This window comes from Corynebacterium tuberculostearicum, from assembly GCF_022347235.1.
Classification (GTDB): domain Bacteria; phylum Actinomycetota; class Actinomycetes; order Mycobacteriales; family Mycobacteriaceae; genus Corynebacterium; species Corynebacterium tuberculostearicum_F.
The window spans coordinates 1-14,993 of the sequence record NZ_JAKRDX010000016.1; the positions used below are offsets into that span (position 1 = coordinate 1).

At 57.7% G+C, this 14,993-nt stretch carries 15 protein-coding genes; 9 read left to right on the forward strand and 6 right to left on the reverse strand.

Features of this window, described 5'->3' with window-relative positions; all coding sequences use genetic code 11:
- Positions 1-108: 108 nt before the first annotated feature.
- The 5 genes from MHK09_RS11755 to MHK09_RS09025 form a co-directional block, all read right to left on the reverse strand.
- A complete protein-coding gene (locus MHK09_RS11755; RefSeq protein ID WP_366511723.1) occupies positions 109-285 on the reverse strand; it encodes a 6-carboxyhexanoate--CoA ligase in 177 nt (58 codons plus the stop codon).
- Between the two features lie 188 nt (positions 286-473).
- A complete protein-coding gene (locus MHK09_RS09010) occupies positions 474-1,064 on the reverse strand; it encodes a hypothetical protein (RefSeq protein WP_005325049.1) in 591 nt (196 codons plus the stop codon).
- Between the two features lie 233 nt (positions 1,065-1,297).
- Entirely contained in the window at positions 1,298-1,762 is a 465-nt protein-coding gene (locus tag MHK09_RS09015) for a hypothetical protein (protein WP_005325057.1), read from the reverse strand.
- A 271-nt stretch (positions 1,763-2,033) separates the two neighbouring features.
- The gene (locus tag MHK09_RS09020; RefSeq protein ID WP_250413342.1) at positions 2,034-3,800 is read right to left on the reverse strand and encodes a DEAD/DEAH box helicase; all 1,767 of its coding nucleotides are present in this window, start codon (positions 3,798-3,800) and stop codon (positions 2,034-2,036) included.
- Positions 3,797-4,048 (reverse strand): DUF3039 domain-containing protein, encoded by a 252-nt coding sequence (locus tag MHK09_RS09025; protein WP_005325062.1) that lies wholly within the window; start codon positions 4,046-4,048, stop codon positions 3,797-3,799. Before MHK09_RS09025 ends, MHK09_RS09020 begins: the two co-directional genes overlap by 4 nt.
- A gap of 137 nt (positions 4,049-4,185) precedes the next feature.
- Here MHK09_RS09025 and MHK09_RS09030 point away from each other — a divergent pair, with 137 nt between their 5' ends.
- From MHK09_RS09030 to galE, 9 genes are all read left to right on the forward strand, one after another.
- Positions 4,186-4,560 carry a DUF3099 domain-containing protein gene (locus MHK09_RS09030; protein WP_086587548.1) on the forward strand — a complete coding sequence of 125 codons (375 nt, stop codon included), beginning with the start codon at positions 4,186-4,188 and terminating at the stop codon, positions 4,558-4,560.
- 15 nt (positions 4,561-4,575) lie between these two features.
- Positions 4,576-6,147, forward strand: coding sequence for a DUF7782 domain-containing protein (locus MHK09_RS09035; RefSeq protein WP_250413344.1), 1,572 nt, complete (start codon positions 4,576-4,578; stop codon positions 6,145-6,147).
- A 42-nt stretch (positions 6,148-6,189) separates the two neighbouring features.
- Positions 6,190-6,633, forward strand: coding sequence for a D-aminoacyl-tRNA deacylase (gene dtd / locus MHK09_RS09040; protein ID WP_200435550.1), 444 nt, complete (start codon positions 6,190-6,192; stop codon positions 6,631-6,633).
- Positions 6,634-6,991: 358 nt separating this feature from the next.
- Positions 6,992-8,407, forward strand: a complete 1,416-nt coding sequence (locus tag MHK09_RS09045; protein WP_005325068.1) for an SLC5/6 family protein — start codon at positions 6,992-6,994, stop codon at positions 8,405-8,407.
- A 46-nt stretch (positions 8,408-8,453) separates the two neighbouring features.
- Positions 8,454-9,827 (forward strand): L-serine ammonia-lyase, encoded by a 1,374-nt coding sequence (locus tag MHK09_RS09050; protein ID WP_250408415.1) that lies wholly within the window; start codon positions 8,454-8,456, stop codon positions 9,825-9,827.
- Between the two features lie 156 nt (positions 9,828-9,983).
- Positions 9,984-10,769, forward strand: a complete 786-nt coding sequence (locus MHK09_RS09055; RefSeq protein WP_236587092.1) for a helix-turn-helix transcriptional regulator — start codon at positions 9,984-9,986, stop codon at positions 10,767-10,769.
- Positions 10,770-10,951: 182 nt separating this feature from the next.
- Positions 10,952-11,965 (forward strand): sigma-70 family RNA polymerase sigma factor, encoded by a 1,014-nt coding sequence (locus tag MHK09_RS09060; protein ID WP_005325073.1) that lies wholly within the window; start codon positions 10,952-10,954, stop codon positions 11,963-11,965.
- 222 nt (positions 11,966-12,187) lie between these two features.
- Positions 12,188-12,871 (forward strand): metal-dependent transcriptional regulator, encoded by a 684-nt coding sequence (locus tag MHK09_RS09065; protein WP_150850347.1) that lies wholly within the window; start codon positions 12,188-12,190, stop codon positions 12,869-12,871.
- Positions 12,868-13,854: a UDP-glucose 4-epimerase GalE gene (galE, locus tag MHK09_RS09070; protein WP_150850346.1), complete on the forward strand. Its 987-nt coding sequence runs from the start codon at positions 12,868-12,870 to the stop codon at positions 13,852-13,854. Before MHK09_RS09065 ends, galE begins: the two co-directional genes overlap by 4 nt.
- Before the next feature lie 12 nt (positions 13,855-13,866).
- Here galE and MHK09_RS09075 read toward each other — a convergent pair whose 3' ends face one another.
- Complete coding sequence (locus MHK09_RS09075; RefSeq protein WP_250413345.1) at positions 13,867-14,952, reverse strand: DUF4192 domain-containing protein; 1,086 nt, start codon at positions 14,950-14,952, stop codon at positions 13,867-13,869.
- Positions 14,953-14,993 lie beyond the last annotated feature (41 nt).

Here is a 14,993-nt window from a genome sequence, read left to right on the forward strand (position 1 = left end):
GAACTACCAGCCCGAACCAACGACGCAAACCGCGCCACAACAGCAGAATCCGGAACCCATTTCGACTCCACACAATCACCTAACCCATGTCAGGTGTTTCCACGACCGCTAGAAATCAAGATGCCGCAACGCCCGGGTTGCAAGCTCAGAACTCACGCTAGGAACAAGGTGTGGTTCCACGATGCGTTCAGCGCCCGAGATATGCCTACCTTCAAGGCTTGCACGCATCTTAATACTCATCGGCACAGTCGAGGTTTCTGCCATGCAAGTATCGTACCCCAGCATCTTGAACACCGTTCAATAATTATCGAAACAGGGGTTAATCCCCTCTCCTAGTTCCGCTCGGAAACACACTTACCGACGCCAAGTGACAGTGCGACTTCCACGAGACATTAAGAACCCCACGTGCCTTCCAACCACGTAGGTGGTCGGGGCTCGTGGGGGTTGCTTAGTGCAGTGTACGGGTATTTCCCCTACTGCTGTGGTGCGGCACCCAGGGTTTCCTCTATGCAGGCCTGTTGCTGGGCAGGGTCCTGCATCTCCAGGCACTTGTCGGCGCCGGTGTCACCGAAGAGCTTGACGCCGAGGGCCATGACGGCGATGGTGCCGGCCAGGGCCAGGATGGAGGTAACCAGGCCGACGATGGACATCCAGGTGCGGCGCAGCTCCTTCGGGCGCTTGCGGCCGACGACCAGCGCGATGATGGAGACTATGATGCCGATTGGGCCAAGCAGCAGCGGCGGAACAATCAGCAGCAGGGACAGCAGAGCGATGATGCCGATGACCATCGCCCAGATAGCAACTGCGTTCTTCTTTGCCGGCTGGCTGTCGACACCGGCGTAGGCCGGGTAGCCGGCGCCAGCGGCGGTTGCGTTCGTGCCGTAAGCATCGTGGGAGGCGTGGTCGTGAGCGGTGTTTTCTACGCCATAGTTGTTTGCGTCGTGGGTGTGCTCCTCGTTAGCCTTGGAGGTTGCCTCACCGTAGGAGGGCAGCTTGCCGGTGCTGTCGCTGCTAAATGGGTTCTTCGCGTTGTCCGGGTTCTCTGGGTTGTTCGGGGTGGTCATGTGGTTGGCCTCCTTGGGGCAGCCCAAATTGCGTGCTCTTTATCAAATATGTGCGTCTAATAACTTTCGCGTTTGTAATCGCTTTCGGCCACGTTACTTACGGAACCTGTGAAATCGCTGGCAACTAACGAGTGGCCGAGTTTGTGGGCGGTCGGGCCGCGGCAAGCCTTGCGCACCTCCACATGGATGGTGCCATGGGTGGACAGATGCGATATTCGACGTTTGGGAAACGCCTAGTTTTGAGTAGAACCGTTCAAGGAATCTTCCATGCAGGCTTGCTTTTGCGCTGGGTCATCGATGGTCGTGCACATTTCAGGGTCAGGCGTCATCGTCCAACCAATATGCGTATACAAGTAAACCAAGAAAGCAACGGACAAGATTAAAGCGATAATTGAGGTAATCAAGCCGGCGATGGACATCCAAGCGCGGCGCAGCTCTTTTGGTCGCTTCTTGCCTTTTAGCAATGCGATGATGGAGACGATGATGCCAATCGGCCCTAGCAGCAGCGGTGGAACAACTAGGAGCAAAGACACCAGCGCAATGATGCCGATAACGAGAGCCCACACCGCAATCACGCTTTTCTTTTCGGCCGAGGAATAACCGTCACCTCCACCGGCAAAGGCCGGGTATACCGCGCCTTCGGAACTGTCGGAATTCTTTCCGTTGCCCGGGGTGTGAGGGCCGTTCGGGATGGTCATACGCTTAGCCTCCTTGAGCGCAGCCCAAAAGCCTTAATCGTGTTATTGCTAATCGTTCTTTTGCTTTTAACTACGTTACCCACGCTGGCTGCGCATTGTACGGCGATCGCTTTCTGGTAGAGCGCAGAAAAGGCCGGGCTGGGTGCACTCCGCGCCAGGAGTGCACCGGGCTAGGAATGCACTGCGCTAGAAGTGCACCGCACGAAAGGTACTGGAGTACTGTCCCAATCCGGCCTTGCTTGACCTTGACTTTGACCATGACCGCCTACCCCTACCACTTGCGCAAGTACTCGATGCGTTCGCGCAGCTGCTCGGCATTACACAGCGCGGTGGGCGGGCCGCCACAGGCCTTGCGCACCTCAGTGTGGATGGCACCGTGCGGGCGGCCCGAGCGCTGGGCAGCGATGGATACGACCGTATTGAGCTCTTTGCGCAGCTGGCCTAGCTCATCGACAACTCCAGTATCGCTGGACTCAGACTCCATAGACTTCTTCCGTGAGGCCGGTGCATAATCCATGCCGTAGAGCTTGCGGCGGTGAGCCTCCTCCGCCTCAGCGGCGCGTCGCGCCTTTTCCTCCGCTTCGCGGCGGTCCATTTCTTCGGATTGTTTCTTGCGCAGCAAATCTTTGACTTGGTCTGCATCAAGTAGCCCGGGAATGCCAAGGAAGTCTGCTTCCTCATCGGTGGTCATATCCCCGGTATTGAACTGAGAACCGTTATACAGCAGGCCCGAGAACTCTGCCTCGGCACCAAGCGACTCATAAGACTTCTCCAGCATGTCTGGTTCGGTCTTTTTCTGATTCGCCTGCTCTAGCAGTTCGTCGTCCCAGCCTTCCCTGTCCGGCTTTTCCTCACCCAAAACGTGATCGCGGGACTTTTCCATATTTTCTGCCAAGCCCAGCAAGACAGGCACCGAAGGAAGGAAAACGGAAGCGGTTTCACCCGGCATGCGCGAGCGCACGAAGCGGCCGATGGCCTGGGCGAAAAAGAGCGGGGTCGATGCCGAGGTAGCATAAACGCCCACCGCTAGGCGCGGGACGTCGACGCCCTCGGACACCATGCGCACTGCTACCATCCACTCATCGGTGGACTCAGAAAATTCCTGAATGCGGTCCGAGGAGCCGGGATCATCAGACAAAATCACCGACACTGGCGTATTAGAAAGCTGTTTGAGGATCTTGGCATACGCGCGTGCTGTCGTCGTATCCGAAGCCAGCACCAGGCCGCCGGCATCCGGCATATTGCGCCGCATTTGCATCAGGCGGGTATGCGCCGCCTGCAGCACAGCTGGGATCCACTCGCCCTTGGGGTCCAAGGCGGTGCGCCACGCCCGGGCGGTTTGCTCCGCATTCATAATGTCGCCCAAACGGGCTGCATGTTCCTCACCGGCCGAATCGCGCCAGCGGGCTTCGCCCGAGTAAGAAAGAAAGACAACGGGGCGCACGACGCCGTCGGCAAGCGCATCGCCATAGCCATAGGTATGGTCCGAGCAGGATACCTTGTGCCCCTCCCCATCGTCCACGTATTGGACGAATGGAATGGGCGAGTCATCGGAACGGAAAGGCGTACCGGTCAAAGCCAGGCGGTGGTTCACATCGTCATAGGCTTCCTTGACGCCATCGCCCCAGCTCTTGGCGTCGCCTGCATGGTGAATCTCATCCAGGATCACCAAAGTGCGCCGGGCAGAAGCCACCGCGCGGTGCTTAAAGGGGTGCATACCCACCTGCGCATAAGTCACCACGATGCCGTCCATCGAAGGATTAACGGCGGAGGAATTGCTAAACGCGGGATCTAGAGCCAGACCTACGCGCGCGGCAGCGCTAGACCACTGGGTCTTGAGGTGTTCGGTAGGCACCACCACGATTACGCGCTCGACCGTACGGTCTTCCATGAGCTCGGTGGCAATGCGCAGCGCGAAGGTAGTCTTTCCGGCGCCCGGGGTCGCCACCGCCATGAAGTCCTGCGGCCTAGTGGCGAGGAATTTATCGAGGGCGGATTGCTGCCAGGCGCGAAGGTTAGTCTTTTTAAAAGTCCTCACTTGCGGCGCAGACCCTTATACACACGCTCACAATCGGGGCACACCGGAGAACCCGGCTTTGCCTGCTTGGTCACCGGGAAAGTTTCGCCGCACAGCGCAACGACGTACTTGCCGTTCACTGCGGAATCGAGGATGTGATCCTTTTTGACGTAGTGGAAGAACTTCGGCGTGTCATTATCCGTCGTCGAAGTGTCTTCACGAATATCTGGCCGTTCAATTGTCTTCGTAGTCGTAGTCACGCACTCCATTTTGCCGCATCGGCATCGAACTTTGCGAGTCAGGCGGCTACCCTTGGAGAACATGTACACGTCATGCACGCCAGCCACTGCGCCCCTCTCCCCTTATCGAGGGAACGCCGATGCGCACGAGGGGAGCCGAGTCTAGGTTGTTTGGCAAAAAAGAGCGCTACCTCATCACAGATGCCAAGCTCTCGCCTGGCCAGGACCGCAAGCGCCGCGAAATTCGGTATGGAATCTTCCAGTTTTTGCGCGTTCCTTCCCTGCTCATCGCCGGCTTCTTCCTTTATATGCATTGGTGGCTTTTAGCCGCCATCATTGTGGGCGTGACTTTTCCCCTCCCCTGGATAGCCGTGGTGATTGGCAACGGCCGGGGAGAAAAGAAGGATAAGCGCGAGAAAAACGTGTACAAGCCAGCCATGAACCGGCAGCTTTATAGCCAGACCCACGCCCCACAGGTATCCGGCGGCACTGCCCGGCCTATTGAGGCACACCACGACATCATTGATCACGAAGAAGAGTAAAGGATTCCTGCCTACATGACGACCGCTTTTGGCCCCGACTTTGATGCCACCGCGCTAGCCACGCTGGCCGCAGAGCTTTCCGACGTCTTTACCGCCGCCGGTTTTACTACCGATGGCGTAGCCGGGCACCTAGGTCCGGAAGTTACCGAGGCCCTCTTCCGCGGCGAACCCGCACCAGTTGCGCTCGCCGCGCACAGCGAATCTCAATTGGATCTTTTGATCCGCTTCTTCCTCCTGCATGAACACCTGCCGGCCACGCTTTTGGGCGAGGCGGTAGGCGCGCGTTTGGCTACCCAGTTGCTCGATGCCAATGTTGCGCTTGCCGACGCCCATGGCAAGGCCTACATCGCCCTCGATATCCGCCCCCACACCATCGTTGGCGCCAACCGTCTCATCTTCTCCGACGTCGACGCCTCCTTGGTCGACCACGTACCTGGCCCAGACCATGTGCTTGGCGTTGGCGCGGCAAGCCTCTCCCTGCTGCAATCCACGCCAGTAAGCCCAGTGGGCAGCGTCTTAGATCTAGGCACTGGTTCGGGCGTCCAATTGCTGGGGCAGCTCGATTGCGCTGAAAAGATTACCGCCACCGACGTGCATGAGCGTGCGTTGGAATTGGCCGAGGCTACCATTGCCGCTACTGGCGATAGCGAGAAAGTGGAATTGCTGCAAGGTTCGTGGTTCGACCCCGTAGCCGGCCGCCGCTTTGACCGCCTCGTAGCTAACCCACCTTTTGTTGTTGGCCTTCCCGAAGTTGGCCACGTCTACCGCGATTCCGGGTTAAATCTGGACGGTGCCAGCGAGCTGGTTGTCTCTCGAGCCACCGACCACCTAACCCGTGGCGGAACGGCTCACCTTCTGGCAGCTTGGGTACACACCAGCGGCGAGACCTGGCAGCAACGCGTTGCTTCCTGGCTACCGGACAAAGGAATTGCCGCCTGGATAATCCAGCGCGACGTAGCCGATCCCGCACTCTATGTGTCCACCTGGCTCGAGGATGAATCCCTGGATGTACGCTCCCCTGAAGGACAAGAGCGCTCTCGCGCCTGGCTGGAGCATTTCCAGCAGCACGAGGTCAATGGCATTGGCTTTGGATTTGTCGCTATCCAACGCATCGGCGACGATGAACCTGCCGATATCTTGGCCGAAGAAATGCCCCAGGCCTTTAGCGACCCACTTGGCCCTGAAGTAGAGGAATACTTTGCTCGTGTAGCGTGGTTGCGCGACCTCGTACCCGGCGAGCTCCAGGGAAAGCACTTCCAGGTACGCCCGGGGCTGGCACGCGAAGATATCAGCACCCCAGATGCGGAATTGGGCCAGGGCTTTACACGAGCCGCTCTACGTCTTACTCGCACAGACGGTCCGCGCTGGAGCCACGAAGTAGATGAACACATCGCTGCCATTGTCGCCGGGCTCAACCCACAGGGCTTGAACCTTGAAGAAACCATCGGCTTGTATGCGGCGGCACATGGATTCGACGAAGCAGAACTTACTGCTGCCGCCCTACCTGCCGTGATCGATATGGTCCGACATGGCCTGCTTATCCCAGCTGATCTCCTCTTGAATACCGATTCGCCGGACCTCAGCTAAATCCACACTGTCCCCAACTCGCTATATAAGGAGAAGTAAACCATGCGCGCAGTTTTGACTCGGGTATCAGAGGCCACAGTGACCGTCGATGGAGAAACCGTAGGAGCCATCGATTGCCCCGAAACGGGTGGCCTTCTCGCTCTAGTTGGCGTCTCGCGCGAGGATATGCATGATTGGCAGCCCCGCGCTGAGAAGATGGCACGCAAGATTGCAGAACTGCGCATTCTTGATGGCGAAGTATCAGTCATTGATTCCGCAGCCCCTGTGCTTGTGGTGAGCCAATTTACTTTGTACGGCCGCACTGCCAAAGGGCGGCGCCCTTCGTGGGCGGATGCCGCTCCAGGACCCGAGGCCGAACCGGTCATCGCGGCAATTATTGCGAACCTCAGGGAACGCGGCGTGTCAGTGGAAACAGGCCAATTCGGGGCTAAAATGCGCGTTTCCTCTGTGAACGAAGGACCTTTCACCGTCTTGGTAGAGACCTAGCCCGCACCCTCAATTTCTGGCCCGCGAGATCTGAAAATCGTGTTAAGCAGGCCCTTTACAAGCTATCCCGTGACCCAGACCACTTTTCCGGATTTTGTGTAGAGCAAGCCATAAAGCACTGGGGAATGCAAATTCTCAGAGAGTGATAAATACCCTACTCGCAGTGCAATAATTTATTATCACCCTGCAAGATTTTGTTCTATACTGAAGGCACAGCGAAGCAAAAGGGCTGGATATGCAGGATGCGAGATAATTTCTCAAAATCCTACAAACGCAAAATTGAGTGAGAAGAAATTTTCTCAATCATGGTTGCAGAAGCCCAAACGCTTCGGCCGACCAACTAGATGTAGGAAAGAAAATGTCCCACTCAATCACGCGGCGCAACAAAGCCCAGCACCCAGAGAACCAGGCTGAGATGCCCCAGGATCTCAAGACCTCCAAGGCAGCTCCCTCCTCCAAAGAATCCGCACCAGCCCCTGGCATTGACACCCCGTTTGATGGCCAGGAGGGTGCACCGAAGTGGAATAAGGAAGACACCGTATGGATGCTCTCCCTGTTCGGCACCGCAATCGGCGCCGGCGTCCTCTTCCTCCCCATCAACGCCGGTATCGGCGGCATCATCCCACTAATCATCATGACGGTCGTAGCACTGCCAATGACCTTCTGGGCCCACCGCGGAATGACCCGCTTGGTGCTTTCCAGCTCCAAGCCAGACGGTGACCTCACGGATGTCGTCGAGGAACACTTTGGCAAGAAGGCCGGCGTTCTGATGAACATCCTGTACTTCCTGTCGGTCTACCCCATCCTGCTGGTTTACTCGGTAACCATCACCAACACGGTCAACTCCTTCCTGGAGCACCAGCTCGGAATCACCCCGCCGGACCGCTGGCTTACCTCCCTCCTGCTGGTAGGCGGCCTCATCCTAGTCGTCCGCATGGGCAAGGACGTCGTAGTTCACGTCATGTCCTACCTGGTCTACCCATTCATCGGCATCCTGGTTCTGCTTTCCCTCTACCTCATCCCGAAGTGGAATACCGCGCTCTTTGATTCCTTCGACCTCAACGTTGCTCGCGAGGCTTCTGGCCACAGCATGGGCGTTACCCTGATGCTGCTGGTTCCGGTTATGGTCTTCTCCTTCAACCACTCCCCGATGATTTCCTCCTTCGCCGTTGACCGCCGCCAGACCTACGGCAAGTTCGCTGAGGCCAAGTCCCGCAAGACCCTGCTCCGCGCAGAAATCCTCATGGTCGTCGTGGTTATGTTCTTCGTCTTCTCTTGCGCCCTGAGCCTCTCCCCGGCTGACATGGCAGAAGCTAAGGCACAAAACATCACCATCCTGTCCTACCTGGCCAACCACTTCGATAACCCGCTCATCCAGTGGATTGCCCCAGTCATCGCCATGATTGCAGTTGCTAAGTCCTTCCTCGGCCACTACCTCGGCGCAGCCGAAGGCTTCGAAGGCCTCGTCATCAAGGGCAGCAAGAACGCAAGCAAGGACGACGCTGAGTCCGCCCACAAGCTCGATACCATCACCCTCATCTTCATGCTGGTCACCGCTTGGCTCGTCGCTTGGGCTGACCCATCCATCCTGGGCATGATTGAAACCCTGTGTGGCCCGACGATTGCCATCATGCTCTTCATCATCCCAATGGTCGCCATCCACAAGGTTCCTGCGCTGAAGCGCTACAAGGGCAAGGCTTCCAACTACTTCGTCTTCTTCATGGGCCTCGTCGCCCTAGCAACCATCATCTACTCCATCGTCCAGGCTTTCTAAGCACCGCCGCAGACGAGAAAATCGCAGAGGATTCAAGGAAAGAACAATGTTCATCAGCATCTTCGATATGTTCAAGATTGGCATCGGCCCCTCAAGCTCACATACTCTTGGGCCAATGAAAGCCGGCAAGGCTTTCGTGGACGAGCTCAAGGAAAAGGACCTCTTTGACAAGGTCACTCGAGTTCAGGCAAATGTCTACGGTTCCCTCTCCCTCACGGGCATCGGCCACTCCACCGACAAGGCCATCCTCCTCGGTCTCGCCGGTGAAGAGCCAGAGACGGTTGATATCGACGGCATCTCCGAATTCATGAAGAACGTCCGCAGCAGCGAGAAGCTCATGCTGGGCGGCTCCCACGAGGTAGAATTCCCCAAGGACGGCGGCTTCTTCTTCCACGACGAGTACCTGCCAATGCACGAAAACGGCATGTGTCTTATCGCCTTCGCTGGCGAGGAAGACATCCTGCACAAGACCTACTACTCAGTCGGCGGCGGTTTCATCGTCAAGCAGGAAGACTTTGCCAAGCGCACCGACGCCAAGGTTGATATCCCCTTCCCATACGCCAGCGCCGCAGAGATGCTCGAGCTGTGCGAGAAGAACAACATGACCCTCCCGGAGCTGGGTCTTGCCAACGAGTTGGCACTGCGTTCCGAAGAAGAAGTCAACGAGCACCTGGGCAAAGTTCGCGATGTCATGTACACCGGCATCAAGCGCGGCTCCGCTACCGACGGCCCACTCCCAGGCTCTCTGCTTGTCCCCCGCCGCGCCGCTGCCCTCAAGCGCCGCCTGGAGCAGTCCGAACCGCACGATGGTCTGAACATCCTCAGCTGGGTCAATATGTTCGCTCTGGCTATCTCCGAGGAGAATGCATCCTGCGGCCGCGTTGTTACCGCTCCTACGAACGGCGCATGCGGCGTTGTCCCGGCAGTACTGGCCTACTACGACAAGTTCGTTGAGCCCGTTACCACCGAGATGTTTGCTGATTACATCTTCGCCTGCAACCAGATTGCTTCCCTGTACAAGATGAACGCTTCCATCTCTGGCGCTGAGGTCGGCTGCCAGGGTGAGGTTGGTGTAGCGTGCTCCATGGCTGCTGGCGGTCTCGCCCAGCTCATGGGCGCTACCCCAGAGCAGGTATGCATCGCAGCCGAGATTGGCATGGAGCACAAGCTTGGCCTGACCTGTGACCCGGTCCTCGGACAGGTTCAGGTACCCTGCATTGAGCGCAACGCTGTCGCTGCCGTTGATTCCATCACCAGCGCACGTATGGCGCTGGAGCGCGAAAGCAAGCCATGCGTTTCTTTGGACGAAGTTATCTGGACCATGTATAAGACTGGTAAGGATATGAACGCCAAGTACAGGGAAACCTCACAAGGTGGCCTGGCCCTAGCAGTTCACCCACCAGTTCCGGTGTGCGGATAGAGACCACCCAGTAAAGAAGCGATGAGCCGGGTGAGCACAGCGCTAAGCCGCTTGTGTTCATCCGGCTTTCTTGGCGCTACTCCCCCTTTCGCCTATTCGCTTCCGTGTGATATCTTCTCTATAACCTGACAGGAATTAAAGGACATGCTTCAGCTAATGAACTTCCCTAGCGGCAATGCCTCCGAAGAAAACTTCCTCGAGCAGTACATTCCCCTCGTCGAATTCCTCGGTAAGGCAATGGGCCCCAACACCGAAATCGTACTTCACGATCTCGACGTCCCCGATAAATCCATCATGGCCATCGCCAACGGCCACATCTCCGGCCGGCAGCTAGGCGGCCCGGTGACCGACTTCGCTTTGTGGTTTATGAAACAAGGCGATGCGGCAGCAATCCCCATGATGACCGGCTACCGCGCCGTCAATGCGGAAGGCAAAATTTGCCGCTCTTCAAGCTACTTCATCCGAGATGACTCCGGCCATATGCGCGGCATGCTGTGCATCAATGTCGATGTCTCCGAGTTGGTACACATTCGCGATGCTGCCGCCGCGCTTATCGGCAACGCAGACGATCCCGCGTTTGACAAGTCCAAGGCTTTCGGCGGCTACCCCGGCGCAGAGGAGCAACCCCAGCGCCCCGTAGCGGTACCTGACCCGGTTCCAGAAGAAGTAGCTGAAGAGACTGCAGAAGAGCCTGAAAGCGAAGCGGTAAGCGAGTCTCTGCGTTCTAACGTGGAGCACCTTCTCGATTCCATGCTGAACTCTGCGATTTCCAACCAGAGCACGCCAGTTCCTCGCATGCAGCGCGAAGAGCGTCTCGAGGTGGTTTCTGACCTTGAGGATGCAGGATTCTTCCTTCTTAAAGGCGGAATTGCCGCAGCTGCAGAGCGTCTCGGCGTATCTGAGCCCACCATCTACCGCTACCTCGTACAGGTGCGCGGATAGTAGTCCCACATTTCTAGCTACTCGCAGCTCGTAACCGTTCCCCGTGGTTCCTCTCCCCCGAAAAGGTGGATTTGCACCACGGGGAACAACTGTTTTTAAAAATTCTCTCCGCACCGGGAACTAAAACTCTCAAGACTCCGTTGTACTTTGTGAAACCGGCGACAAATTCAGGAGGCTTCACTATGACGAAGACATCTGCCACCACCGCCAAGGGCACTTCAAGTGCCACTACTGATGAAGAACAGGAAGTAGACCGCGGATCTCGCCGCAACCAAACCAACGATAATCCTTCTGCAGACCTCGTCCGCGTTTATCTCAACGGCATCGGCAAGACCGCGCTGCTCAGCGCGGAAGATGAGGTAGAACTCGCTCAAGCCATCGAGGTTGGACTGTACGCGGAGTACAAGCTCAATAACGCAGAAAAGCTCACCCGCGCAGAAAAGCGTGACCTGAAGATTCTCGCCCGCGAAGGCAAGAAGGCGCGTTCCCACCTGCTCGAAGCCAACCTGCGCCTCGTCGTCTCGCTGGCAAAGCGCTACACCGGCCGCGGTATGCCACTGCTGGACCTCATCCAGGAGGGCAACCTAGGCCTTATCCGCGCAATGGAGAAGTTCGATTACGCCAAGGGCTTCAAGTTCTCCACTTATGCCACGTGGTGGATCCGCCAGGCGATTACCCGCGGCATGGCTGACCAGTCCCGCACCATTCGCCTCCCAGTCCACTTGGTGGAGCAGGTAAACAAGCTTTCCCGCATTAAGCGCGAGATGTATCAATCCTTGGGCCGCGAAGCTACCAACGAGGAGCTTTCGGAAGAATCCGGTATTGATGAGAACAAGATTGAGATGCTGCTGCGCCAGTCGCGCGATCCGGTCTCTCTCGATATGCCGGTAGGTACCGATGAAGAAGCTCCTTTGGGTGACTTCATCGAAGACGCGGAAGCTACCGATGCTGAAACTGCGGTCGTCGCTTCTATGCGCCACTCCGATATCCGCGGTGTGATTGACACCTTGGAAAAGCGCGAGCAGGACGTCATCCGCCTGCGCTACGGCCTCGATGATGGTGTTCCGCGCACCTTGGATCAGATTGGTCGCCGCTTCGGCCTCTCGCGCGAGCGTGTACGCCAGATTGAGCGCGAAGTCATGGCTAAGCTGCGCGATGGCAACCGCGCCGATCGCCTGCGCGAGTACGCTTTGTAATCCACGCCTACTGTATTCGGCAGCACACCCTCTCCCCGGGCCCATTTGGCAACGTACCGCCATGGGCTCGGGTTTTGGCGTTGATAAGGCATCGGCTTGGTTCCTAGCGGCGAGCCAAGCCTTAGGTAGGCTAATCTGGACTGCAGAGTCTAGAAAGCGCTTTCCCGTTCTTGGGCGGGACTATAGCCGCGTAACTGTATTCACACAGAAAGGTATGCCCACGTGAGGGACCTAGTTGATACAACGGAGATGTATCTGCGGACCATCTACGAGCTAGAGGAAGAAGGCATCACTCCCCTGCGCGCCCGCATTGCGGAGCGTTTGGAGCAGTCCGGGCCTACGGTTTCTCAGACTGTAGCTCGCATGGAGCGCGATGGCCTTTTGCACGTGCGCACCGACCGCAGTTTGGATCTCACGGACAAGGGCCGCGACCTAGCTACCGCAGTCATGCGCAAGCACCGGTTGGCAGAGCGTTTGCTTACCGACGTCCTGGGGCTCGACATTGCCAAGGTCCACGACGAGGCCTGCCGGTGGGAGCACGTCATGAGTGAAGAGGTGGAAAAGCGCATGGTCGCCGTTCTCGATGACCCGACGCGGTCCCCCTTTGGCAATCCTATTCCGGCGCTGTCTGCACTTGGCTTCGATGTTCCGCAGCCGGATCAGGGCACGCGCGCGGTCGACCTCCCCAATGGCGAGCAGGTCTCCGCGACCGTCATCCAGGTCAATGAAATCCTGCAGGTTGATGATGGAACCTTCCAGGAGCTCACCGATGCCGGCATTCGTGTGGGTGCCAAGGTATCTGTGGTCAATAACAGCGGCACGATTACGCTGTCGACACCGGAAGGTGGCAGCGTCGTGCTTTCCGACGATTTGGCGCACGCAGTGCGCGTGGAGGTACAACCATGAAGCTTCTTGTCACCGGTGGCGCCGGCTATGTGGGCAGTGTCTGCGCCGCAGTATTGGTCGAACAAGGCCATGACGTAACCATCATCGATAATTTCTCCACTGGCAACCGTGAGGCCGTTCCGGAAGCCGCCCGCGTCGTCGAGGGCGACGTCGCGGACAAGGCTGCCGATGTCTTGGGCGAAGGTGGCTTCGAAGGCGTCATTCACTTCGCTGCGCGCTCCTTGGTGGGCGAATCCGTGGAAAAGCCTGATGAGTACTGGCAGCACAACGTCGTTACTACCCTGACGCTGCTTAATGCCATGCGGGATAACGACGTCAAAAACCTCGTCTTTTCCTCCACCGCTGCAACCTACGGTGAGCCCGACCAGGTCCCGATTACGGAAGACATGCCGACCCAGCCCACCAATCCTTATGGTGCGACCAAGCTGGCCATCGACTACATGATCACGTCCTTTGCCCACGCCTACGGCCTGGGCGCTACCTCGCTGCGCTATTTCAATGTGGCTGGCGCCTACGGAAATATTGGCGAGAACCGCGAGGTAGAAACCCACCTCATCCCCATCGTGTTGCAGGTTGCTTTGGGCCACCGCGATAAGATCTTCATGTTCGGCGATGACTGGGATACCGCAGACGGCACCCCAGTGCGTGACTACATCCATATCCGCGATCTAGCCGACGCCCACGTGCTTGCCCTCGAGTCCAATGAATCTGGCACCCACCGCATTTACAACTTGGGTTCTGGCGATGGGTACTCCGTCAAGCAAGTCATCGAGATGTGTCGCAAGGTCACCGGCCACGACATTCCGGCTGAGGTGGCCCCGCGCCGCGCGGGCGACCCAGCTACGCTCATCGCTTCCTCTGAGAAGATTCAGCGGGAGCTCGGGTGGAATCCCACCCGTACGGACCTGGAAACCATCGTCACCGACGCGTGGAACTTCACCCGACAGCTTGGCGATAAGGCACATTCCGCAAAGCGGTCCTAGACGCCGCGCGTGTTAGGCGGGGCTGTCGACGTGGAGCCCCGCCGCTTCGCGGGCTAGCTCGCAGCCATGGCATAGGCTGGAGACCAACCGCTTTCCCATACCACTGCGATATCCCTGCGCTATGAGGCGCCCCAAATTGTGATGGGGCGCCTCTTCTACCACTACGGAAAGCGCCGGACCGGCATAAATTCCGAATTCGTGGGACACCTGGCTAGCAGCATATAAAGCTAGGGCGTTATAGCGAATAGACCCCTGGAATGTACGGGCTACCGCCAATAACAGGTCTCCTGCTTCCTGCGGTGCGGAGACGAGCTCCGCAATGACTAGGTCACGGGTCCAGGTGGTAGACATCCACATGGCTGCCACGCACAACAATTCTTCATTTTCTAGGGTTTCCTCCAGCGATTCGACCTCGCTGAGCACATAGCGCACATCGGCGATGAGGTGTTTGACCACCTGCACTGGATCTGTGGTGCCGTATCCGTGCCCGGCGCGCAATTGGCGGGCAATCTCTTCGGCGCATCGCTCCATGGCCCTAATCTCTTCTTCCCCAAAGTATGGGTTCGGGTCCTTAAAGCGCTGCACCATGTCATGGCGGCTAAGTTCCGGCAGCATGCCGTTATTCACGCAAGCGCGCATCGTGTGGCTCGTCGAGATGGCGGGTATGGTTCCTTCCATCCAGTTCTGCAGCGGGCCCTCGCCGCTTTCTGTGGCGTGGCCAAAGATGAGGTCATAGGCGGTATCGGTGGATAGTTCTTCGGCCAGCCAGCAGGCATCGATGCCCATACCTGTCCGGTCTTGGAAATGGTATAGAGACTGCAGAATGTCCCAGAGCTCTCCTTCCTTGCGCTGGGAGAGCACGAAGCAGAAAATGATTTCGGGGTTTCCGCAGTGAAACGCTTCCATCACCTCGTGCAGGGCACCAGGCACATCGTGCAGATCGAGGCGGGCTACTGGTCCGATGCTGTGTCCGCGTTGGCTGGGTTGGATGGAGATGAGGATGACTGATTCGGTAGGAAAGAATCCGAGGATTCCTGGGATATTGGCGAGGATATCGCCGGGCGTACGGATGGGCTGAGTTGGTGTTGTGATGTCCATGGCCCCAGCTTCAACCTCGCGCGCAACTCTGTATAGGCCAC

Bases quoted from the DNA above. Each gene is read 5' to 3' on its own strand.
- MHK09_RS11755 (WP_366511723.1), bottom strand. From the start codon at position 285: ATGCTGGGGTACGATACTTGCATGGCAGAAACCTCGACTGTGCCGATG.
- MHK09_RS09010 (WP_005325049.1), bottom strand. From the start codon at position 1,064: ATGACCACCCCGAACAACCCAGAGAACCCGGACAACGCGAAGAACCCA.
- MHK09_RS09015 (WP_005325057.1), bottom strand. From the start codon at position 1,762: ATGACCATCCCGAACGGCCCTCACACCCCGGGCAACGGAAAGAATTCC.
- MHK09_RS09025 (WP_005325062.1), bottom strand. From the start codon at position 4,048: ATGGAGTGCGTGACTACGACTACGAAGACAATTGAACGGCCAGATATT.
- MHK09_RS09035 (WP_250413344.1), top strand. From the start codon at position 4,576: ATGACGACCGCTTTTGGCCCCGACTTTGATGCCACCGCGCTAGCCACG.
- dtd (WP_200435550.1), top strand. From the start codon at position 6,190: ATGCGCGCAGTTTTGACTCGGGTATCAGAGGCCACAGTGACCGTCGAT.
- MHK09_RS09045 (WP_005325068.1), top strand. From the start codon at position 6,992: ATGTCCCACTCAATCACGCGGCGCAACAAAGCCCAGCACCCAGAGAAC.
- MHK09_RS09050 (WP_250408415.1), top strand. From the start codon at position 8,454: ATGTTCATCAGCATCTTCGATATGTTCAAGATTGGCATCGGCCCCTCA.
- MHK09_RS09055 (WP_236587092.1), top strand. From the start codon at position 9,984: ATGAACTTCCCTAGCGGCAATGCCTCCGAAGAAAACTTCCTCGAGCAG.
- MHK09_RS09060 (WP_005325073.1), top strand. From the start codon at position 10,952: ATGACGAAGACATCTGCCACCACCGCCAAGGGCACTTCAAGTGCCACT.
- galE (WP_150850346.1), top strand. From the start codon at position 12,868: ATGAAGCTTCTTGTCACCGGTGGCGCCGGCTATGTGGGCAGTGTCTGC.
- MHK09_RS09075 (WP_250413345.1), bottom strand. From the start codon at position 14,952: ATGGACATCACAACACCAACTCAGCCCATCCGTACGCCCGGCGATATC.